The organism is Vibrio sp. Scap24 (assembly GCF_013394185.1).
GTDB lineage: Bacteria > Pseudomonadota > Gammaproteobacteria > Enterobacterales > Vibrionaceae > Vibrio > Vibrio pomeroyi.
Window position 1 is genome coordinate 1,338,025 of record NZ_CP041332.1, and the last position, 22,484, is coordinate 1,360,508.

Sequence of the window (22,484 nt, forward strand, 5' to 3'; positions counted from 1 at the left end):
CCGACAAACGATTAGTGAATGGTTGGCGCCGCATCTTCAGATGGGCGTGCACCAAATTCAGCATGGATCGTTAATGCACACGCTTTTACGTGCTCAATAACGTGTTCTAGAAGTTGTGCTTGCTCTTCCAGATCATCTTCTTCGTCAATGCCTAGCTTCGCCATCTCTTCAAGATCAGCCAAGGCTTCTTTCGTGCCTTCAGACGCTTTGTTCAATTGAGCGCCAACAAGACCTAAACCAGAGATGAAATGGTTAATCCAATCAGACACACCATCAGCAAGATCAAACACGCTCGCGCTTGCATCTTCGTCTGGCAGTAGCATAGACAGTTCCATGCCTGAGCCTGTGATTTCACTGGTTGTGACTTTCAGTGTTGCTTCCGCTAGCGTTAGCGCGCGATCTGGCCAGCCCATGCCTTCATTGGTGTAATCGAAGATAAGTGGTTGCCAGCTTTTATCTGCAAGGTTTAAGCCTCCGCTTAACATACCCGTTAATAAACCATGCATCTCAGCAGGGGTTACGGCTAGACTTGCCGATTGAAGTTCAGTCGCAACCGTTAGGTAGTCAGGTAAAGTAGTTTCGCTCATCAGATAGCTCGCTCAGTTATTCTTTATATCGATAGTATAATCGTACCACTTCACCCCAATTCTGGTAAGCATCGATCCCTAGCAATTGAAGGATGACTGACTACCAATTGTTCAATTTGCTGAATTACTGTGTGCTCAAGCTCTCATTTACAAACAGTCACTCTGAAAAGCTTGAATCTTAATAGCGGTTTACCTATAGTTTCTCCCTCAGAGGAGATTGCTTCCTCATCGGTACTTGCACTTTTTCTTTCTCAAAAAATGGCGAAGGGCAACAGCCTTAAAATAGCGCGTTAAAGAGTTCATCCATCATGAGTAATCAAGCGGTAGACGTTGAAATATTAGGAAAACTGACTCGAGTGAATTGTCCACCAGGGCAAGAAGAGTCATTGATTGCAGCGGCGGCCGATCTTGATAATCGATTGAAAGAGATGGCTGAACGTACTAAGGTAACCAATGAAGTGAAGCTGCTGACTATCGCAGCTCTGAATATTTGCTACGAATTACAAACCAAAAAGTTTGAAGCAAATGATGAACAAAACGCACTGACCGAGCGAATGGAACAGCTCACGACATCACTTTCAGATGTCCTCAGTAAAGTTAAGCACGGACAGCAATAGCGTACACAAAATTTACCCTGGAGTGTTTGTCAGAGGATTCACGTCCCCGAGCCGATAAGCAATCCCTAAGGGTTAGTACTTGAGTGCTATTGAGCATGCTCGGTCCGCCGAGAAGCCTACGGTAATCATTGCTGATCCGCCTTGAACTCGCTGGTTCAAGGGCCATCTATTCTCAACGGCACTTTGGGGTATCCCTTCTTATGAAGACGCTCACACGCAGCGAATTTCGCAAACAGATCCGTATCAAACGCAATGCCTTGCCTGGCGAACAACAAACTCAATCCGGTTTAGACCTAGTTAAGCAGTGCATGCAGCTTGATGATATTCAGTCTGCTCAGCATATTGCTCTTTATATTTCGATTGATGGCGAGCTCGATACCCAGCCTTTAATTGAATGGTTATGGTCGCAAGGTAAGCAAACTTATTTACCAGTATTGCATCCCTTCTCTGCCGGACACCTACTGTTTCTACACTACTCTCCAACCACTCCCACAATTTTAAATAAGTACGGCATTGTAGAACCCCAACTTAATCAAATGTTGGTGAAACCTTGTCAGCAGCTCGACCTCATCCTGACGCCTCTTGTCGGCTTTGACTCTCATGGTCACCGCTTGGGCATGGGCGGCGGATATTACGATCGTACTCTGGCTAAATGGTTCGAAACAGGTGAAGGCGCAACCCCAATTGGTTTGGCCCACGATTGCCAACATGTCGATACCTTACCGATTGAAGAATGGGACATTCCCTTACCTAAAATCGTGACTCCGAGTAAAACTTGGCAATGGGAAAATGACCATTAAAGCGCTATAATCGCGCCGCAAACGTTAACCTCGATATAGAAACGTTAACTCAATATCTAAACGTTAACTTCATCATTACGCAAACGATCAATTCAAAGCGCAAGACCTTATTCAGGAGAATGGCATGACTCAAGATGAAATGAAAAAAGCAGCTGGCTGGGCAGCACTTCAATATGTTGAAGAAGGCAGCATTGTAGGTGTAGGTACTGGCTCTACAGTAAATCACTTCATCGACGCACTAGGCACAATGAAAGACAAAATCAAAGGTGCGGTTTCAAGCTCTGTTGCTTCAACGCAACGACTAGAAGAGCTAGAGATCAAAGTGTATGAGTGTAACGATGTCGCTAAGCTAGACATCTATGTTGATGGCGCAGATGAAATCAACCCAACTCGCGACATGATCAAAGGCGGCGGTGCTGCTCTGACTCGTGAAAAAATCGTAGCGGCTATCTCTGATAAGTTTGTGTGTATTGTTGACGGTACTAAAGCAGTCGATGTGTTGGGTAAATTCCCACTGCCTGTTGAAGTGATTCCAATGGCGCGTTCATACGTTGCACGTGAGCTAGTAAAGCTTGGTGGTGACCCGGTTTACCGCGAAGGTTGCACAACCGATAACGGCAACATGATCCTAGACGTGTACGGCATGGCAATCGAAAACCCGAAACAACTAGAAGATATCATCAATGGTATCGCTGGTGTGGTGACGGTTGGTCTGTTCGCTCACCGTGGTGCTGATGTGGTTATCACTGGCACGCCAGAAGGTGCAAAAATCGAAGAATAAATAATAGAAGATTGAGTTTTTCTGTTACTTCATTACATACGGTGCCCAAGGGCGCCGTTTTTTTTGCTTTATACCTGTAAAATTATGTCTTATTCCGTAATTTTCTTACCCAAAACATTTTTTTTTTGTTACTTTATTGTTCAGAAGACGCACAGGGAAAACGTTTGTCTCCTAACAAAGTGGTGAATTTGTTCCCCTTTCAGCCATTTTGTAGCACGTGCGCCGCATTTGCCCAACCTTTCCATTTTAAGGACGAGAACAATGGCCAAAGTTTCACTGGAAAAAGAAAAAATAAAAATTCTACTTCTAGAAGGTCTTCACCCTTCTTCTGTAGAAGTACTGCAAGCTGCTGGTTACACAAATATTGAGTACCACAAAGGCTCGCTACCGGAAGATGAACTTCTTGAAGCAGTTAAAGATGCTCACTTCATTGGTATCCGTTCTCGCACAAACATCTCCCAAGAAGTAATTGATGCGGCTGAAAAGCTGGTTGCGGTTGGTTGTTTCTGTATTGGTACTAACCAAGTCAACCTTCAAGCAGCAGCAAAGCGCGGCATCCCTGTGTTCAACGCACCATTCTCAAACACTCGAAGTGTTGCTGAGCTAGTTCTTGGTCAGGTTCTATTGCTACTTCGTGGCATTCCTGAAAAGAACGCTCTTGCGCACCGTGGCATTTGGAAAAAGAGTGCAGACAACTCTTACGAGGCTCGTGGTAAGCGTTTAGGTATTATTGGTTACGGTCACATTGGTACTCAGCTGGGTATTATTGCGGAAAACCTTGGTATGCGCGTTTACTTCTACGACATCGAAAACAAGCTGTCTTTAGGTAACGCAACGCAAGTTCATACCATGACTGAACTGTTGAATAAGTGTGATGTGATCTCTTTACACGTCCCTGAAACCAACGAAACTAAGAACATGATGGGTAAAGAAGAGTTCGAGCGCATGAAGCCTGGTTCTATCTTTATCAACGCAGCACGTGGCACAGTGGTAGACATTCCAGCTCTGTGTGGCGCTCTAGATTCTGGTCACCTTGCAGGTGCAGCGATCGACGTTTTCCCAACTGAACCAAAAACCAATGCAGACCCATTTGAGTCACCATTAATGCAGTTCGACAACGTGATTCTTACGCCTCACGTAGGCGGTTCAACTCAGGAAGCACAAGAGAACATCGGTGTTGAAGTGGCTGGCAAGCTAGCAAAATACTCAGATAACGGTTCTACGTTATCAAGTGTTAACTTCCCAGAGGTATCTCTACCGCTACACACGGGCACATCTCGTTTGCTACACATTCACGAAAACCGCCCTGGTATCCTAACTCAGATCAACACCATCTTCGCTGAAGAAGGCATCAACATCGCGGGTCAGTACCTACAGACTGCGGCTGATATGGGTTATGTAGTTATCGATGTAGAAGCGGATCGTTCAGAAGAAGCACTGCTTAAACTGAAAGAGATCGAAGGCACAATCCGTGCTCGTCTACTTCACTAATCATCGATCTCGATATTAGTAAAAACAAAAAGGCTCTCATTATGAGAGCCTTTTTAGTATTTGGCCTATCGTAGGTAATTAGATCATCATGATCCAAAAGCCTCTATGCAGCTGTCATTACTCTTCGATCTGGTAGATCACATTAACGCGATCTCGGATGGTGATCGTTGAATCTTCATAAGAGTTCGACTCTGTTCTCGCATCCATCGCCATTGAACGCATTAGCACAGGCTGAGAAGATTGTGCGTTGTAATCAACACGCCAAACATCACCTAGCTCACGCTCAAAACCACTCGCTAGTGATTTCGCTTTCGATCGCGCATCCTTGATGGCTTCTAAGCGCGCTTGTTCTTGATACTTAGCTTGATCACGAACTTGAAGCTGAATGTTGTCGATCTGATTGATGCCCTCTCCAATCGCAATATCCATGTACTCATTGAGATTAGCTAGCTCGTTCACTTGAACGGTCACATTACGTGAAGCTCGGTAACCCACCAATTCTGGTTTACCGTCTTTCGGGTAATGGTATTGAGGAGATAGGTACAGGTTAGAGCTGTGTACGCTCGCCTCTTCTACACCGGCTTGATGCAGTTTATTGAGGAAACCAGTCACTACTTTATCAACGGTATTTTTAGCTTGTTCAGCAGTCATCGTCGATTCCACGACTCTCACAGAGAATGTCGCCATATCTGGTGTTGCGATCACTTCACCGTAGCCCGTCGTTGAAATATGCGGGAAGGATGGAGAGTCAGCCAATGATGGAAAACTCACAGCACTCAACGCTGCAGTAAGAGTAAGAGACGTTGCTAACATCTTTGGTGCAAACTTCATTAGGTAGACCTGTGCTAAACAAATGTACTTTCATCATAGAGCAATTTGCCGTTTAGCCAATCCTGATGCCGAACTTCTAACAGAACTTTGACGATGAAAAAACCAACAATTTACTGAGGTAAGTGGTTGTGAGCAAAACCTAATATCGCTTGAGATATCTCTTTGAGTACCCCACTTTCAAGCTGCCAGTGGTGCCAATAGATACGATAAGACAGCAAAAAGCCGGGCGTAATATCGATCAATTCACCGGACTCTAGCTCATCGATGATCTGCAACCGAGGGATCAAGCAATAGGCCACACCCGATAAAGCTAAACGCACAAATGCTTCCGAGCTGCCGACAGTATGATTAATCACACTGTCCCTTGGTACATTAAAATGGTCATGCAGAAACTTCTTATGCAGGTCATCGTATTGGTCATAAGAAACCGCCGGTGCTTTGCTTAATGTGGCGTAGTTTACGCCTTCAGAAAAATATCGCTGATGAAAGTCAGGGCTCGCCACACACACATAATCCATCCTGCCAAGATAGTCAGCACTGCAACCGGGGATCGCTTGAGACTCTAAACTGATTGCGCCAGCCACCTCACCACTTTTAATCTTATCAATGGTTCTCGCCTCACCATGAATCGCGAGGTTCAGTTCCACTTGGCGAGACTTCATCACATCCGATAATGCTGGTAACAGCCATGTCGCTAAGCTATCGGCATTGGTGGCAATAGATATTGATAGAGGTTGCGCACTATCTTCATTCATCAACTCAGGCACCAGTTCATGCTCTAACAAACGAACACGGCGATACAAACCCAATAATTTTTTACCTGCCGGGGTTGGCCTAGGCGGGTTTTCTCTCACCAAAGCAGGCTGAGCTAACCATTTTTCTAGCTGTTTGATACGTTGAGACACCGCAGACTGCGAGATATATAACTGCTCGGCAGCCCTTTCGAAGCTACGTTGTTTCACCACCGCATCCAGTGCTTCTATCCATTTATAATCCAATCCACGCATCAATTTGCTTCCTTTTTAAGCTAACTCCACACCACATTAGCAACTCTAATAATAGATTAAAATCATTAATTATACTTATTTAAAGGGTCGGAGTATCTTCGCCATATAGCACGTAAATATCGTTAAATAAGTGGAGGTTAAAATGAGTTTTTGGGTTTTATTACAAGGTTTTGGTCTAGGGGCAAGCATGATTATCCCTATTGGCGCTCAGAATGCGTACGTCCTAAATCAAGGGATAAAGCGCAACCACCATTTAACCACAGCGACAATCTGTAGCCTGCTCGATACCCTGTTTATCTCATTGGGTATCTTTGGTGGCGGTGCAATTCTGTCACAAAATGAATTGCTACTGACCTCAGTGACCTTAGGCGGCATCGCTTTTCTAACCGTGTATGGTTTGTTATCACTGCGCAGCGCCTTTAAAGCGCCCTCAAGCGAGGAATCAAAAGGAGAGATACTGGCTCGTGGTAAGCGCACCGTTATTTTGGGCGCCTTGGCGGTGACAGTATTAAACCCACACCTCTATTTAGATACCGTGGTGATTCTTGGTTCGATTGGCGGACAGTTTGAAGGTAACGACAGAATTGCTTTTGCTATGGGAACCATCTTGGCTTCATTCGTTTGGTTTTACTCTTTGTCATTGGGCGCAGCAAAGCTAGGCCCAACGCTATCTAAACCGAATGTTAAGAAAGGCATAGATATCGCAGTCGCGACCATGATGTTCGTTATTGCTGCTGTGCTTACCAATGGACTGATCGAGCAATACTGGTAATCACTTAAAGAACAGAGGCTACCAACCAAGCCAGAGATGCCATGAGTAACTCATTAATATAATGAATTACGCTAGAATGACTCGAATTTTACGGTTCAGTTCACTCAGCGCAGCTTCAAGGCTTGGTTCTGGTAGGCTCAAGTGATTTATCAAGGTCATGAAATAGCTATCCATAATCAATGGCATTTTTTCAGAAATAGATGCATCGACATTAACCGTCTGAAACAGTGCCCGATCAAAGGTCCGGTAATAGTCTAAATCCCAAATGACCTCTTTGAGTAACGCTCGACTTAACTCAACATTATCAAAATAATAGCGGTAGTAGTGTTCAATCAGCGAGATACCGACATCCACAGCACGTTTATCTTGCTCAGTTGCTAACACCTCCTGACCAATCTTTTCCAACTGCGATAGCATCCCTTCTCGAAGAATCGTCAGCTTGGTTTCAAAATGACTAAACACCGTGCCATCTGCCACACCTGCGTGACGAGCGATCTGGCGAGTTGTGGTGTTGTCATAACCATTCTCCCCAAATAACTCCCAAGCAGACGCTAAGATTTTCTGCTTCGTTATCTCTCTCTTACTCACGAAAATACACCCTTCTCAAATCAAGCTTGATCATACTCTTAGTGCTCTAATTTGACAAATTGAGCGCGCTCAATTATAAAAATGAGCACGCTCAATTTAAATTTGGAGATACGAACATGATGAATATATTTAACCGACTGGGACAAGTGTTTATTTTTCTGCCCACGATCTTTTGCTTCTCTTACCTACTTCGACCACTACTGATGATGATTTTGATTCCTAGCGGTTTATGTTTATTGGCTATTTTGGGAGGAGAAGAAGTAAGAAAGCCCTTATATGCGATGCTGAAAACATCGTTATGGTCAACGTCGAGTAGAACGCAAAATAGGGATATACAAAGAAAAGAAGCTAAGCAATAACAACAACTAACGAGTAAGAGGAATGATATTGAAGACAACAAAAAAGGCGGACAACCTAAGTTATCCGCCTTTCGTTATAAAAGCTTACCGCTGTAAAAGCCGATTAAAGAATTAAGCTTCTACCTTATTCATGTGCACATCCATTTGTGGGAATGGAATTTCGATACCTTCTTTATCCAAGCCTTCTTTGATTGCTTGCATCAGGTCGAAGTAAACATTCCAGTACTCTGCAGTGCTAACCCATGGGCGAACCACGAAGTTAACTGAAGAGTCAGCAAGTGTGTGAACACCCACTTGAACGCCAGGTTCTTTCAATACGCGCTCATCAGATTCACAGATCTTAGTCAGAAGTTCTTTGGTCTTTTGTAGATCAGCACCGTAAGAAACACCGATCATTAGGTCGATACGACGTGTGTCATGACGAGAGTAGTTGGTGATTGGGCTACCGATAACGCTACCGTTTGGTACCACAACCATTTTGTTGTCAGGTGTTGTTAGAACAGTTTGGAAAATTTGAATTGAATCAACTGAACCCGCTACACCACCGATTTCCACGTAGTCACCAGACTTGAATGGACGGAATGCAACAATAAGTACACCAGCAGCAAAGTTAGATAGTGAGCCTTGTAGCGCCAGACCGATAGCTAAACCAGCCGCACCAATTACAGCAACGACAGATGCTGTTTGAACACCTAAGCGACCAAGAGCTGCAATTAGAACAATAACAAATAACAAGTAACGAACTAAGCCATGGATAAACTCGACAACCGCTCGGTCCATTTTCTTCTTCTGAAGAACTTTAGACACGCTATTCGCTACTGCTTTAACGATTAAGTTACCAATAAATAGAATAACGAGCGCAGAAATAATGTTTACACCGTATTGAATAAACAAATCTGAGTTATCCGTTAACCATTGTTCTGCGTTTGAAAGACCATCCACAAGCGGGGTCTCAATCGTTGTAGAACTCTCAGCCATAATGTGCATCCTCTATGTAATATGCTATGAGCTAAACTGCCTTAAGCCAAACCTACCAAACAACCAAGCAAACAGTTTAATTTCTGTTAAGTCATTGTGTTAAAAGTAAATTCGAACCAAGTCCTTTTTTATAAACTGAACCAAGTCCAGTTTTTCGGCACGATATCCTATCTTTGACAGATTGCAAAGTCATATTTATGTAAGCTTTTGAAATAATAAAACTTACTGATAAACACAAATACCGATAACTAAAAGACTACGAAATTTATTCACCGCACGCTAGGTTTTTCACATAATTAATACAAGTTTTTATCAGACATAAAAAAACCCGCTCAATGAGCGGGTTTTTAAAACTTAAAGAGTACTTAATTCAAAGAATTATAGTACGTCTACAGCGTTAAGGTCAGCAAATGCTTTCTCTAGACGAGCAACCATTGAAGCTTGACCAGCACGTAGCCATACGCGTGGATCGTAGTACTTCTTGTTTGGAGCAGCTTCGCCAGTTGGGTTGCCGATTTGACCTTGTAGGAAATCGAAGTTGTCAGCAGAGTACTGACGGATACCGTCCCAAGTTGCCCACTGTGTATCAGTATCGATGTTCATTTTGATAACACCGTAGCCGATAGACTCTTGGATTTCTGCTTCAGAAGAACCAGAACCACCGTGGAATACGAAGTTTAGAGCGTTAGGTGCGATACCGAACTTCTCTGCACAGTATGCTTGAGAATCACGTAGGATAGTTGGAGTAAGTACAACGTTACCAGCTTGGTAAACACCGTGTACGTTACCGAAAGAAGCAGCGATAGTGAAACGTGGGCTAACAGCCATTAGTTTCTCGTATGCGTATGCTACGTCTTCTGGAGAAGTATAAAGCTCAGATGCGTCCATATCAGAGTTATCTACGCCGTCTTCTTCACCACCAGTACAACCAAGTTCGATCTCGATTGTCATGTTCATTTTAGCCATGCGCTCTAGGTACTTAGCACATGTTTCGATGTTCTCTTCTAGAGACTCTTCAGAAAGGTCTAGCATGTGAGAAGAGAATAGAGGCTTACCAGTTTGTGCGAAGAACTCTTCACCAGCGTCTAGTAGACCGTCGATCCATGGAAGAAGTTTCTTAGCAGCGTGGTCAGTGTGTAGAATAACTGGAACACCGTAAGCTTCAGCTACAGCGTGTACGTATTTTGCACCAGCTACAGCGCCAAGAACTTGTGCGCCTTGACCTTCAAGTTTAACGCCTTTACCTGCGAAGAATGCAGCGCCACCGTTAGAGAACTGAACAACTACTGGAGCTTTAACTTTAGCAGCTGCTTCTAGTACTGCGTTTACAGAGTCAGTACCAACAACGTTTACAGCAGGAAGAGCAAATTTGTTTTCTTTTGCTACTTCAAATACTTTCTGTACGTCATCGCCAGAAATCACACCAGGTTTTACAAAATCGAAGATCTTAGACATGGAAATAGTCCTATTTATTCTATCGTTTTAAGATTAAAAAACTTAAGTTCAAAAACTTGCAATCGTTTGCTCACAACTTATGCCATTCTAGCAAAAAAGTGTGATATGCAGCAAACGTTAAAAGGCGAGATTCGCACCTCGCCTTTCTAAATCAATTATGCTTTAGCACGCTCTTCAAGCATTGCTACTGCAGGAAGTACTTTACCTTCAACGAACTCAAGGAAAGCGCCACCGCCAGTAGAGATGTAAGAAACGTCAGCTTTGATACCGAACTTGTCGATAGCTGCTAGCGTGTCACCACCACCTGCTACAGAGAAACCTGCAGACTCAGCGATTGCTTTAGAGATACCAGCTGTACCCGCTTCGAAGTTTTTGAATTCGAATACGCCTACAGGGCCGTTCCAAAGGATAGTTTTTGCGTTGCCGATGATTTCAGCTAGTGCAGCAGTTGAATCTGGGCCAAGGTCGAAGATCATGTCGTCGTCTTGAACTTCAGAAACGTGCTTGATTTCAGCTTCTGCGTTTTCGTCGAATGCTTTAGCACACGCAACGTCAGTCGCTACTGGGATAGCACACTCTTTCATTAGCTTCTGAGCAGTTTCAACTAGGTCAGCTTCGTATAGAGACTTACCTACGTTGTGGCCTTCAGCAGCGATGAATGTGTTCGCGATACCACCACCAACAACAAGTTGGTCAGCGATTTTAGATAGAGACTCAAGAACTGTTAGCTTAGTCGATACTTTAGAACCACCAACGATAGCAACTAGCGGACGCTCTGGGTTGTCCATTGCTTTGCCAAGAGCTTCAAGCTCAGCAGCAAGAAGAGGACCAGCACATGCTACAGGAGCGTGAGTACCAACACCGTGAGTAGATGCTTGTGCACGGTGAGCTGTACCGAATGCGTCCATCACGAAGATGTCACATAGCGCAGCGTACTGCTTAGAAAGTGCTTCTTCGTTCTTCTTCTCACCTTCGTTGAAACGAACGTTTTCAAGAACAACTAGCTCACCAGCGTTTAGCTCTAGGCCGTTTAGGTAATCTTTAGCTAGTTTAACTTCGCAGTCTAGTGCGTCGTTTAGGTAGTTAACTACAGGAGCTAGAGAGAACTCTTCGTTGTATTCGCCTTCAGTAGGACGACCAAGGTGAGAAGTAACCATTACTTTTGCACCAGCTTCTAGGCAAAGCTTGATAGTTGGTAGAGATGCTAGGATACGTGCATCTGAAGTTACTTTACCGTCTTTTACTGGTACGTTTAGGTCAGCACGGATAAATACGCGTTTACCTGCAAGTTCCAGGTCAGTCATCTTGATCACAGACATGATTTGTCCTCTCAAATTTAAATAAAAATAAAGTTTTGGAAACTCAGCAACCCTGCTAAGCCTATAAATTATTCAACTGGTAATTTTTAACTACTAGTAATATGTGGACACTTAGCATTTATTTCAAGCTAAAAAATAAATAATCCGCACATTTGCTTCTAGGTCTTACTTCTTGCCTTCAGAAGCTTGCATTGCGAGAACCGTATCCAGCATTCGGTTCGCAAAGCCCCATTCATTGTCACACCACACTAGCATTTTTACTAAGTGGCCGTTGCTCACTCGAGTTTGAGAACCATCGACGATTGCGCTATGGGGATCGTGATTAAAGTCGATGGAAACGAGCGGCGCTTCAGTATAGTCAACTATATTGTGTAATGTACACTGGGACGCATTAACAATGGTTTGATTTACGTCATTAACTTTCACATTTGTATTAATTGTGACACTTAAATCCATCGCCGTTACGTTTACCGTTGGCACACGCACAGATATCGCTTCGAACTTGTTAGAAAATTTCGGGAAAATTCTTTCAATACCTTTATGCAATTTGGTATCGACAGGAATGATGGATTGGCTCGCAGCTCGAGTACGGCGAAGGTCGCTGTGGTACGCGTCGATCACTTGCTGATCATTCATTGAAGAGTGAATCGTTGTGATGGTACCGGACTCGATGCCAAAGGCGTCATCAAGAACCTTAATGATAGGAACAATACAGTTGGTGGTGCATGAACCGTTGGAAACGATTCGATGGTCAGCTTCGATGGTATCGTGATTCACACCATAGATAATGGTGTTATCAAGATCATTAGCACCAGGATGTGAAAACAGTACCTTTTTCGCCCCAGCAGCTATGTGCGCTAAGCCGTCAGCTCGGCAACCGTAAACACCGGTACAGTCGAGTACAATATCCACCTCAAGGTCACGCCAAGGCAACAACTCAATATCAGCGAGGTGCAAGATACGAATCGTATCAAACTCACCTTTATCTTCCGCACCAATGCCGTGATGGACATAGATGTGCTCTTGGTCGTTGGAGATCTTCTTACCGAAGCGGCCGTGACTGGTGTCGTATTGCAATAGGTGAGCCATAGCGTCAGGCTGAGCAAGCTCATTGACAGCTACTACTTTGATTTGTTGGCTTTTGCCACTTTCATAAACAGCGCGTAATACATTACGCCCTATTCTTCCAAATCCGTTTATCGCGACTTTTAGCATAGTTCCGTACATCTAACCAAAATTTCGTGCAACAGATGATAACTGAATCCTACCCAAAAGGCATTACTTGAATAGCTCAGCTTGTTCATGACAGATTGATCTGCTGCTTGTAGGGATTAGTCTAGGAGAAAACAAATCCCAGAGACAAAAAACCGAGCTCAGCGCTCGGTTTTTTCCTTCATTTAACTGTTAGCACAAAGCCATCAGTCAATGATTAAGCAAGAAGCTCTTTCGCTGTGTTTACTACGTTTTCAGTAGTGAAACCGAACATCTTGAATAGCTCGCCTGCTGGTGCAGATTCGCCGAACGTTGTCATACCGATGATCTTGCCACCGAAACCAACGTACTTGTACCAGAAGTCAGCGATACCAGCTTCTACTGCGATACGTGCTGTAACGTCAGATGGAAGTACAGACTCACGGTATTCAGCGTCTTGCTTGTCGAACGCGTCAGTTGCAGGCATAGATACTACGCGTACTGCTTTACCTTCAGCGGTTAGTTGTGCAGCAGCTTCAACTGCAAGCTCAACTTCAGAACCTGTTGCAATGATGATTAGCTCTGGCTTGCCTTCACAATCTTTCAGGATGTAACCACCCTTAGCGATGTTCGCTACTTGCTCAGCGTTACGATCTTGTTGTGCAAGGTTTTGACGAGAGAAGATTAGCGATGAAGGACCATCTTTACGCTCAATAGCCAGTTTCCAAGCGACTGCAGATTCAACTTGGTCACATGGACGCCATGTGCTCATGTTTGGAGTCAGACGTAGAGATGCAATCTGCTCAACCGGTTGGTGAGTAGGACCATCTTCGCCTAAGCCGATAGAATCGTGCGTGTAAACTTGGATGTTCTGAACTTTCATCAGAGCAGCCATACGCATTGCGTTACGAGCGTATTCCATGAACATTAGGAACGTTGCGCCGTATGGTACGAAACCACCGTGCAGAGCGATACCGTTCATGATAGCCGTCATACCGAATTCACGTACACCGTAGTGGATGTAGTTACCAGAGAAGTCAGTTGCTTCAAGAGACTTAGAACCAGACCACATAGTCAGGTTAGAAGGTGCAAGGTCAGCAGAGCCGCCCATGAATTCTGGAAGCATTTGACCAAACGCTTCTAGTGCATTTTGAGATGCTTTACGTGAAGCGATGTTTGCTGGGTTAGCTTGAAGATCAGCAATAATTGCGCTTGCTTTCTCTTCCCACTCAGCTGGAAGTTCGCCGTTAGTACGACGTTTGAACTCTGCTGCTAGCTCTGGGTAAGCCGCTGCGTATGCGTCAAACTTAGCATTCCACGCTGCTTCTTTCGCTGCGCCTGCTTCTTTCGCATTCCACTCAGCTGCGATATCAGCTGGGATTTCGAAAGGACCGTGTTCCCAACCCAATGCTGCTTTAGTTGCTGTGATTTCATCAGCGCCTAGTGGAGCACCGTGACAGTCGTGCGTACCTGCTTTATTTGGAGAACCAAAACCGATGATAGTTTTAGTACAGATAAGCGTTGGACGAGGATCCGCTTTAGCCGCTTCAATAGCAGCATTGATAGCATCAGAATCGTGACCATCTACTGCTGGGATTACGTGCCAACCGTACGCTTCAAAACGCTTAGGTGTATCGTCAGAGAACCAACCCTCAACTTCACCATCGATAGAGATGCCGTTGTCATCCCAAAAAGCAACTAGCTTACCAAGACCTAGCGTACCCGCTAGAGAACATGCTTCGTGAGAGATACCTTCCATCAGACAGCCATCACCCATGAATGCATAAGTGTAGTGGTCTACGATGTCGTGGCCTTCTTTGTTGAACTGCGCAGCCAGTGCTTTCTCAGCCATTGCCATACCAACAGCGTTAGTGATGCCTTGACCTAAAGGACCCGTCGTTGTTTCGATACCAGGAGCGTAACCGTACTCTGGGTGACCAGGAGTCTTAGAGTGCAGTTGACGGAAGTTTTTAAGGTCTTCAATTGAAAGCTCGTAACCTGCAAGGTGAAGCAGAGAGTAAATCAGCATTGAACCATGGCCGTTAGACAGGATAAAACGGTCGCGGTCAGCCCACTCTGGGTTTGCTGGGTTGTGGTTCAAGTGGCCACGCCAAAGAACTTCAGCGATGTCAGCCATGCCCATAGGTGCGCCTGGGTGGCCTGAATTTGCTTGTTGAACACCGTCCATGCTAAGTGCGCGGATTGCATTGGCTAGATCTTTACGAGAAGGCATGTCTGCTCCTGGATACATAAGCGATTTAAAAAAGAGATTGATGCTAAAGTTTTCATTTTTATTAGCGCGGGTATTCTCTCAAACGACTATAGCGACTGCAAACGTTTTACTGGCATTTTAACGGTCATTTTTCGCAATTTTCGATCATTTACATCACTTAGCAACGACTTATCTCAAACGATACGCAAACGTTTAGTTATGACATATCATAAAAAAGAGCTTGTAATTCGACCGCTGGAATTTAGAATAGCCGTCTAGATGTAGAAACACCTACAAAATATACTGTATTTAATGGCGGCGCTTCCTAGCTTGCGACGCCATAAAACTATTTACACCAAAACCTAAAAGTGGAGCTCTCATGGCTAAGCACCTATTCACTTCTGAATCTGTTTCAGAAGGCCATCCAGATAAAATTGCAGACCAAATCTCTGATGCTGTTCTTGATGCCATCTTGGAACAAGATCCAAAAGCACGTGTTGCTTGTGAGACTTACGTTAAAACCGGCATGGTTATGGTTGGCGGTGAAGTAACAACGTCTGCATGGGTTGATATCGAAGAAATCACTCGTGAAACAGTACGTGAAATTGGTTACGTTCATTCTGATATGGGCTTTGACGCTGACTCTTGTGCCGTTCTAAACACAATTGGTAAGCAGTCTCCAGACATCAACCAAGGTGTTGATAAAGCAGACCCTAAAGAGCAAGGCGCTGGCGACCAAGGCATCATGTTTGGTTACGCGACTAACGAAACACCGATCCTAATGCCTGCTCCAATTACTTACTCTCACCTTCTTGTTAAGAAGCAAGCTGAAGTACGTAAGAGCGGTAAGCTTGACTTCCTTCGTCCAGATGCGAAATCTCAAGTAACATTCCAGTACGACCAAGGTAAAATCGTTGGTATCGATGCTGTTGTTCTTTCTACTCAACACTGTGATTCAGTAACAACTCCGGATCTACGTGAAGCAGTAATGGAAGAGATCATCAAGCCAGTACTTCCTTCTGAGTGGATCAACAAAGACACTAACTTCTTCATCAACCCAACAGGCCGTTTCGTAATCGGTGGCCCAATGGGTGACTGTGGTCTAACAGGTCGTAAAATCATCGTTGATACCTACGGCGGCGCAGCTCGTCACGGTGGCGGTGCTTTCTCTGGTAAAGATCCATCAAAAGTTGACCGTTCTGCAGCTTACGCAGCACGTTACGTTGCTAAAAACATCGTTGCTGCTGGCATGGCTGACCGTTGTGAGATTCAACTGTCTTACGCTATCGGTGTTGCAGATCCAACATCTATCATGGTTGAAACGTTTGGTACTGAGAAAGTAGCTCACGAAATCATCATTGAAGCTGTTCGTCAAAACTTCGACCTACGTCCATACGGTCTTCAAGAAATGCTGAACCTTCTTCAGCCTATCTACAAGCAGACTGCAGCATACGGTCACTTCGGTCGTGAAGAGTTCCCTTGGGAAGCGACTGACAAAGCAGCAATCCTTGCAGACTTCGCTGGCCTAAAATAATTTAGCCTCTGCGATTTGTTTCTATAAAGCCCTTACTGCTTAGTAAGGGCTTTATTTTTATGTACTTACCGAACTTTCACTCGCAACTTCCTTCTTTAACGCCCTTCTTTACCGTTAACCACTAAGTATAAAAAGCCACCGATAATTTGTGTTTTCGAACACTACTGACAATAGTTAAGGTAACTCCTAGGCGATCAAGCTCACATTTAACTTAAATTAATTCAGTCTGATAACGCTCGTTAAATGCACGCTAGAACAGAAACTGGGATGACAAAGAGCAATTTAGCTCAACACCATAACTCTCACAAAAGCCACACCGATGAGCCTTATGGAATTATAACTAGGACGTTATTTAACTAGGGGGATCTATGCCTCGTACCGCGCACCCATCCGAACTGAACGATAAAAAACACAAGGTCAGCGATAAGGATTACGCTCGCACCATTCCTTGCAACCAAATCAGTATTTCCGCACCCTTTCATTGGTTGTCGCTTGCTCTGCATGACTTAGTAAGAATGCCATTAATCAGCGCATTTTACGGTTTGTGCTTTATGGGAGCGGCAATCGCCATTGTTCAACTTGTCCAATGGCAAGGAACACACTTGGTGGTGATGCCAAGCTTGATTGTTTACATGCTGATAGGACCTTTTCTTGCTCTGGGCTTGTATGACGCAGCCTGGGAAAGAGAAAAAGGGCACAACGCTAGCCTATTCCATTCAATGAAAGCCATCACACGCAACTCAACCCATCAATGGGCCTTCGCGATTGTCTTAATGGTCGCGATGATATTCTGGATGCGTATCGCCGCTCTATTGCATGCTTTGTATCCATCTGTACAAGGCGCGCCATTAGCAGAGTTTGCGCCCTTCTTGATCACGGGTTCTGTGATTGGATTTGTTATCGCTAGCCTAATCTTCAGCATCTCAGCATTTTCTATTCCATTGATGATGGAGAGACGCGTGGATGTGATGAGCGCAATCTTCACTAGCTTCAATGCTGTGAAATCCAACATCCCAGCAATGGTGGTGTGGGCAAGTATTATTTGTGCCGGTATTCTGGTGGGATTTGCGACCTACGGCATTGGTATGATCGTCACCATGCCGCTACTTGGTTATGGTACGTGGCATGCCTATCACGAAATCATCAAGAAGAATCACCACCTATAAATTATCGCCAGAATAACGAGCAATGTTATGATGAGGCCTTAGCTTAAACGCTGAGGCCTTTTTTTTTGGAGTTAACAACGTTTGTCTTACACCCCGCAACAACATCGAGCAAATAAGAAATTGGCCGAGTGCCTAGCTATCGCTAATCAACATTTCTCTCGTGAATTCCCATGCCCAACCATCACTTACAAGTTAAGAGGCAAAGCTGCGGGAAAGGCCTACCTTCAGCTCAATGAAATTAAGCTTAACCATGTACTCTTCGCCGAAAATGAGGATGCCTTCGTTAACGAGGTGGTGCCTCATGAACTGGCACACCTGATCACACATCAAGTATTTGGACGAGTGAGACCTCACGGGAATGAGTGGAAATACGTGATGGAAAAGGTATTCAACGTACCAGCCAAAACAACCCACAGTTTTGAGATTACCTCCGTGCAAGGCAAGACCTTTGAATACCGCTGCAACTGCACGGTTTACCCACTTTCGATTAGGCGTCACAACAAGGTATTGCGTAACCAATCAAGCTATCGCTGCCAACAGTGCAATCAAACCTTAGCCTTTACTGGCAAGCAACTAAGCTAGCACCCAACACTCGGCATACGTTAGATTCAGTAGCCTGCTCGTTTTTCTTCAGGAAATTGCACTCCATCGATTAGATGATTGAAATGTAATGGAGAAATCTATCACTTGAGTGCTAGACTGATATTTATCATACTTTTATCAGTCTTTTTCTATGCACAAAACCACTCCAAAAGCATTTGGCCTATCGGTGTCTTTTTACTTAACGATAGTATTTGGCCTACTGGTAACCCAAAGCGTTTTCGCCGCTCCACCAAGTTCATTCTCCAAAGCAAAAAAAGAAGCGGTAAAGATTTACCTTGATCACCCGACTTCATTTTATTGCGGCTGTGACATTACTTGGAAAGACAAAAAGAAAGGTATTCCAGATCTTGACGGCTGTGGTTATCAAGTGCGAAAGCAGCAAAAACGGGCGAGTAGAATTGAATGGGAACACGTTGTTCCCGCTTGGCAATTTGGCCACCAGCGTCAGTGTTGGCAAGATGGTGGTCGCAAGAACTGTACTCGCAATGACAAAGTATTCAAATCCATGGAAGCCGACCTTCATAACCTAACTCCGGCCATTGGCGAGGTTAACGGTGATCGCTCAAACTACAATTTCAGTCAGTGGAATGGCATGGATGGGGTGAGCTATGGTCAGTGTGAAATGCAGGTCAACTTCAAACAACGTAAGGTGATGCCACCAGACAGAGCAAAAGGCTCTATCGCTCGTACTTATCTTTATATGAGCCAAGAGTATGGTTTCAAACTATCTAAGCAGCAAACCAACCTGATGGTGGCTTGGAACAAGCAGTTCCCTGTCGATGAGTGGGAGTGTACTCGTGATGAGCGTATCTATGCCATCCAAGGTAATCACAACCCATTTGTTTACCCAGCTTGTAAATAACGCCACTCGCATAACCCACATTCCTAACCATCTCAAACAAGAGTTTCAGAATTGCCCCTGAAACTCTTGCTCTACCCTTGTTTTTTCAACTAAAAGCATCCATGTTAGGCAGAGACAAAATACCCAAATGATCATATTTATAGGTTTACCAGCATGAGAATCCCTCGTATCCATCACCCAGAACGCATTCACCAGTTAGGTTCTCTCGCTTTAGGCGAAGATGCCGCGGGTCATGTTGGTCGTGTCCTTCGCATGAAAGAAGGTCAAGAAGTTCTTCTATTTGATGGCAGTGGCGCTGAATTCCCTGCGACAATTGCTGAGGTATCAAAGAAGAATGTGACGGTTAATGTTACTGAGCGAATCGAACGCAGCAGTGAATCTCCGTTAGACTTACATTTAGGCCAAGTGATTTCACGTGGCGACAAAATGGAATTCACGATTCAGAAATCGGTTGAGCTTGGTGTAAACACCATTACCCCTCTTATTTCAGAGCGCTGTGGCGTTAAACTCGATACTAAGCGATTCGAGAAAAAACTCGCGCAGTGGCAAAAGATTGCTATCGCAGCGTGTGAACAGTGTGGCCGTAACACGGTTCCAGTCATTCGCCCAATAATGCAACTTGAAGAATGGTGTAGCGAACCGAGTGAAGCATTAAAGCTGAACCTGCACCCTCGCGCAAAATACTCAATTAATACCCTTCCAGACCCCATCAGCAAGGTACGTCTATTGATCGGTCCTGAAGGTGGCTTGTCAGCTGAAGAAATCGGCATGACAGAACAATACAAATTTGAAGAGACGCTACTCGGCCCACGTGTACTTCGTACCGAGACAGCAGCTCTAACCGCAATTACTGCCTTACAAGTCCGTTTTGGCGATCTAGGCTAGGAGAAAAAAATGATCAAACTTGGCATCGTAATGGATCCAATTTCATCCATTAACATCAAAAAAGACTCTAGCTTTGCCATGATGCTTGAAGCTCAGCGTCGTGGTTACGAAATCCATTACATGGAAATGGATGATCTACACTTAGATCAAGGCGTAGCCATTGCTGACACAAAGGTTGTAGAACTAAAAGAAGATCCAAACGGTTGGTACGAATTCAAGTCAGAACAGACTATCGCGCTATCTGATTTAGATGCAGTGCTGATGCGTAAAGATCCTCCGTTTGACACTGAGTACATCTACGCGACTTACATTCTTGAGCGTGCTGAAGAGAACGGCGCACTGATCGTCAACAAACCACAAAGCCTACGTGACTGTAACGAGAAATTGTTTACAGCTTGGTTCCCTGAGCTAACACCAACTACTATCGTGACTCGCAAAGCAGAAAAGATTAAAGAGTTCCGTGAGAAGCACGGTGACGTAATCCTTAAGCCACTTGATGGCATGGGTGGCGCATCTATCTTCCGCGTTAAGGAAGGCGATCCAAACGTATCAGTGATCATTGAAACCTTGACTAACCACGGTCAGAACTACGCAATGGCACAAACCTTTGTTCCAGACATCAGCAACGGTGATAAGCGTATTCTTGTGGTTGATGGTGAGCCAATGCCTTACTGCTTAGCGCGTATTCCGGCTAAAGGGGAAACTCGAGGCAACCTAGCTGCTGGTGGTACTGGTGAAGCTCGACCTCTAAGTGAAACTGACTGGGCTATCGCACGAGCGGTTGCTCCAGCACTAAAAGAGAAAGGCTTAATCTTCGTAGGACTTGACGTTATCGGTGACAAGCTGACTGAGATTAACGTGACGAGCCCAACGTGTATCCGTGAAATTGAAGCTGCTTTTGATATTTCCGTTACGGGTAAATTAATGGATGCAATCGAGCGTCGCGTTAACGCTAAATAGCCTAAACTTAAGAAAGTCTTAGCTATTCGCAAACATTTAGACACAGAATCAATGAGCGGCTTTACGCCGCTCTTCTTCCTTTACTGGGAACACACTGGCAGGAGGCTCTATGAATTTAACGAACCACTTTCTGGTCGCTATGCCCGGAATGAAAGACCCATACTTTCAAAATTCGGTGATCTACCTTTGTGAGCACAATGACGAAGGCGCGATGGGTTTGATGATCAACGCCCCTATCGATGTCACTGTCGGAAGCATGCTCAAACAAGTTGAGGTTGATTCTGAACAACCAAAATCCAACCAAGCAAGTCTTGATAAGCCAGTTTTAAATGGTGGACCTGTAGCAGAAGACCGCGGATTTATTTTGCACAAGCCCAAAGGCAGCTATCAATCCAGTATCAACATGACGGACCAAATCTCGGTAACAACCTCAAAAGATATCTTGATGGTGTTAGGCACCGAAGATGAACCGATCAATTATCTGGTTGCACTTGGTTATTCTGGGTGGGAGCCTGGTCAGCTGGAGATCGAACTGACCGAGAACTCATGGCTAACCGTTGAGGCCGATCCAAAGGTCATCTTCGACACACCCATCTCGGACCGCTGGAAAGTTGCGGTGCAAATGTTAGGAATTAATGCTGCTCAGCTTTCAGCAGATGCAGGCCACGCCTAGCCCTACTCAGTTCAATAAAATATACACTCAAACACAGATTAATTTGGAAGCCCCATGTCACGAACAATTATGGCATTTGACTACGGTACAAAAAGTATCGGCAGTGCGATTGGACAAGAAATCACAGGCACAGCAAGCCCTCTGAAAGCCTTTAAAGCCAAAGATGGCATCCCAAACTGGGACGATATCGAGAAGCAAATTAAGGAATGGCAACCGAATCTGATTGTGGTTGGCCTTCCTACCGACCTTCACGGTAAAGATCTAGCAACCATCACACCTAGAGCAAAGAAGTTCGCTAACCGCCTGAAAGGACGCTTTGGTGTTGATGTTGAACTGCATGATGAGAGGCTATCGACCGCAGAAGCAAGAGCCGATCTTTTTGACATGGGTGGCTACAAAGCACTAAGCAAAGGCAACGTTGATAATCAATCAGCTGTGGTTATTTTAGAGAGCTGGTTTGAAGCACAATATTCATAACGAAAAATAAGTGAGCAAAATGTGAGCTAACTTGTGATCCCACTCGAATTTCACATCGTAATGTCGATGCAATTCAAAATAAGAACGTGGGAGTTCACATGAAAATTATTCTAGCAATCTTCGCCGCTCTAGCAATAACAGCATGTAGTTCAATGGGTGGTGGTTCGGCTGGTTATACTGGCGAGCAATATCCAACTAAAATTAAATTAGAAAAAGAACGCGGTTACTCGAACGATAACAACAGTTTTGCAAACCACTAATTTATTCGCTTCACAAAAAACCCGCCTTTCGAGCGGGTTTTTTATTGGTACTAAGATTGAGCACTAAGCACTGAAT

General features: G+C 44.5%; 23 protein-coding genes and 1 other RNA gene. 15 read left to right on the forward strand and 9 right to left on the reverse strand.

Annotation, left to right across the window (positions count from 1 at the left end; all coding sequences use genetic code 11):
• Positions 1 to 11 precede the first annotated feature (11 nt).
• A complete protein-coding gene (locus FLM53_RS05565; protein ID WP_019826273.1) occupies positions 12 to 587 on the reverse strand; it encodes a YecA family protein in 576 nt (191 codons plus the stop codon).
• A 308-nt stretch (positions 588 to 895) separates the two neighbouring features.
• Between FLM53_RS05565 and zapA the strand changes: the two genes are divergently transcribed.
• From zapA to serA, 5 genes are all read left to right on the forward strand, one after another.
• Positions 896 to 1,204 carry a cell division protein ZapA gene (gene zapA, locus FLM53_RS05570; protein ID WP_004735366.1) on the forward strand — a complete coding sequence of 103 codons (309 nt, stop codon included), beginning with the start codon at positions 896 to 898 and terminating at the stop codon, positions 1,202 to 1,204.
• Positions 1,205 to 1,215: 11 nt separating this feature from the next.
• Positions 1,216 to 1,398: non-coding RNA, 6S RNA (gene ssrS, locus FLM53_RS05575), on the forward strand.
• Positions 1,399 to 1,404: 6 nt separating this feature from the next.
• Positions 1,405 to 2,004 carry a 5-formyltetrahydrofolate cyclo-ligase gene (locus FLM53_RS05580; RefSeq protein WP_176680456.1) on the forward strand — a complete coding sequence of 200 codons (600 nt, stop codon included), beginning with the start codon at positions 1,405 to 1,407 and terminating at the stop codon, positions 2,002 to 2,004.
• A 124-nt stretch (positions 2,005 to 2,128) separates the two neighbouring features.
• Positions 2,129 to 2,785 (forward strand): ribose-5-phosphate isomerase RpiA, encoded by a 657-nt coding sequence (gene rpiA / locus FLM53_RS05585; RefSeq protein WP_017629565.1) that lies wholly within the window; start codon positions 2,129 to 2,131, stop codon positions 2,783 to 2,785.
• Between the two features lie 261 nt (positions 2,786 to 3,046).
• Positions 3,047 to 4,276, forward strand: a complete 1,230-nt coding sequence (gene serA, locus FLM53_RS05590) for a phosphoglycerate dehydrogenase (protein ID WP_123301095.1) — start codon at positions 3,047 to 3,049, stop codon at positions 4,274 to 4,276.
• 117 nt (positions 4,277 to 4,393) lie between these two features.
• Here the strand turns inward: serA and FLM53_RS05595 are convergent, their stop codons facing one another.
• Positions 4,394 to 5,107: an oxidative stress defense protein gene (locus tag FLM53_RS05595; RefSeq protein WP_123301096.1), complete on the reverse strand. Its 714-nt coding sequence runs from the start codon at positions 5,105 to 5,107 to the stop codon at positions 4,394 to 4,396.
• A gap of 110 nt (positions 5,108 to 5,217) precedes the next feature.
• Positions 5,218 to 6,114, reverse strand: coding sequence for a LysR family transcriptional regulator ArgP (locus FLM53_RS05600; protein WP_176680457.1), 897 nt, complete (start codon positions 6,112 to 6,114; stop codon positions 5,218 to 5,220).
• 142 nt (positions 6,115 to 6,256) lie between these two features.
• On the opposite strand from FLM53_RS05600, the gene FLM53_RS05605 reads away from it, so the two are divergent.
• Positions 6,257 to 6,886 (forward strand): LysE/ArgO family amino acid transporter, encoded by a 630-nt coding sequence (locus tag FLM53_RS05605; RefSeq protein WP_176680458.1) that lies wholly within the window; start codon positions 6,257 to 6,259, stop codon positions 6,884 to 6,886.
• A gap of 66 nt (positions 6,887 to 6,952) precedes the next feature.
• Here the strand turns inward: FLM53_RS05605 and FLM53_RS05610 are convergent, their stop codons facing one another.
• The 6 genes from FLM53_RS05610 to tkt all read right to left on the reverse strand — a co-directional run bounded on the left by FLM53_RS05610 (position 6,953) and on the right by tkt (position 15,009).
• On the reverse strand, positions 6,953 to 7,474 hold the full coding sequence (locus FLM53_RS05610; RefSeq protein ID WP_176680459.1) for a TetR/AcrR family transcriptional regulator: 522 nt from the start codon (positions 7,472 to 7,474) through the stop codon (positions 6,953 to 6,955).
• Positions 7,475 to 7,944: 470 nt separating this feature from the next.
• The gene (gene mscS / locus FLM53_RS05615; protein ID WP_017629560.1) at positions 7,945 to 8,811 is read right to left on the reverse strand and encodes a small-conductance mechanosensitive channel MscS; all 867 of its coding nucleotides are present in this window, start codon (positions 8,809 to 8,811) and stop codon (positions 7,945 to 7,947) included.
• 378 nt (positions 8,812 to 9,189) lie between these two features.
• Positions 9,190 to 10,266 carry a class II fructose-bisphosphate aldolase gene (gene fbaA / locus FLM53_RS05620; RefSeq protein WP_010435694.1) on the reverse strand — a complete coding sequence of 359 codons (1,077 nt, stop codon included), beginning with the start codon at positions 10,264 to 10,266 and terminating at the stop codon, positions 9,190 to 9,192.
• A 155-nt stretch (positions 10,267 to 10,421) separates the two neighbouring features.
• Positions 10,422 to 11,585, reverse strand: coding sequence for a phosphoglycerate kinase (locus FLM53_RS05625; RefSeq protein ID WP_017068708.1), 1,164 nt, complete (start codon positions 11,583 to 11,585; stop codon positions 10,422 to 10,424).
• Between the two features lie 165 nt (positions 11,586 to 11,750).
• Positions 11,751 to 12,800, reverse strand: coding sequence for an erythrose-4-phosphate dehydrogenase (gene epd, locus FLM53_RS05630; protein ID WP_128644326.1), 1,050 nt, complete (start codon positions 12,798 to 12,800; stop codon positions 11,751 to 11,753).
• A 214-nt stretch (positions 12,801 to 13,014) separates the two neighbouring features.
• On the reverse strand, positions 13,015 to 15,009 hold the full coding sequence (gene tkt / locus FLM53_RS05635) for a transketolase (RefSeq protein ID WP_176680460.1): 1,995 nt from the start codon (positions 15,007 to 15,009) through the stop codon (positions 13,015 to 13,017).
• A gap of 358 nt (positions 15,010 to 15,367) precedes the next feature.
• On the opposite strand from tkt, the gene metK reads away from it, so the two are divergent.
• The 9 genes from metK to FLM53_RS05680 all read left to right on the forward strand — a co-directional run bounded on the left by metK (position 15,368) and on the right by FLM53_RS05680 (position 22,408).
• Positions 15,368 to 16,522 carry a methionine adenosyltransferase gene (gene metK / locus FLM53_RS05640; protein WP_017629557.1) on the forward strand — a complete coding sequence of 385 codons (1,155 nt, stop codon included), beginning with the start codon at positions 15,368 to 15,370 and terminating at the stop codon, positions 16,520 to 16,522.
• Between the two features lie 368 nt (positions 16,523 to 16,890).
• The gene (locus FLM53_RS05645; RefSeq protein WP_008223581.1) at positions 16,891 to 17,688 is read left to right on the forward strand and encodes a DUF2189 domain-containing protein; all 798 of its coding nucleotides are present in this window, start codon (positions 16,891 to 16,893) and stop codon (positions 17,686 to 17,688) included.
• Between the two features lie 81 nt (positions 17,689 to 17,769).
• Positions 17,770 to 18,270: a SprT family zinc-dependent metalloprotease gene (locus FLM53_RS05650; RefSeq protein ID WP_176680461.1), complete on the forward strand. Its 501-nt coding sequence runs from the start codon at positions 17,770 to 17,772 to the stop codon at positions 18,268 to 18,270.
• A gap of 151 nt (positions 18,271 to 18,421) precedes the next feature.
• Positions 18,422 to 19,153, forward strand: coding sequence for an endonuclease (locus FLM53_RS05655; RefSeq protein ID WP_176680462.1), 732 nt, complete (start codon positions 18,422 to 18,424; stop codon positions 19,151 to 19,153).
• Positions 19,154 to 19,306: 153 nt separating this feature from the next.
• Complete coding sequence (gene rsmE / locus FLM53_RS05660; protein WP_176680463.1) at positions 19,307 to 20,038, forward strand: 16S rRNA (uracil(1498)-N(3))-methyltransferase; 732 nt, start codon at positions 19,307 to 19,309, stop codon at positions 20,036 to 20,038.
• A 9-nt stretch (positions 20,039 to 20,047) separates the two neighbouring features.
• Complete coding sequence (gene gshB, locus FLM53_RS05665; RefSeq protein ID WP_017629553.1) at positions 20,048 to 20,998, forward strand: glutathione synthase; 951 nt, start codon at positions 20,048 to 20,050, stop codon at positions 20,996 to 20,998.
• A 109-nt stretch (positions 20,999 to 21,107) separates the two neighbouring features.
• Positions 21,108 to 21,671 (forward strand): YqgE/AlgH family protein, encoded by a 564-nt coding sequence (locus tag FLM53_RS05670; protein WP_017629552.1) that lies wholly within the window; start codon positions 21,108 to 21,110, stop codon positions 21,669 to 21,671.
• Between the two features lie 54 nt (positions 21,672 to 21,725).
• Positions 21,726 to 22,148, forward strand: a complete 423-nt coding sequence (gene ruvX, locus FLM53_RS05675; protein ID WP_048659417.1) for a Holliday junction resolvase RuvX — start codon at positions 21,726 to 21,728, stop codon at positions 22,146 to 22,148.
• A 98-nt stretch (positions 22,149 to 22,246) separates the two neighbouring features.
• Positions 22,247 to 22,408: a hypothetical protein gene (locus FLM53_RS05680; RefSeq protein ID WP_176680464.1), complete on the forward strand. Its 162-nt coding sequence runs from the start codon at positions 22,247 to 22,249 to the stop codon at positions 22,406 to 22,408.
• Positions 22,409 to 22,484: the final 76 nt, after the last annotated feature.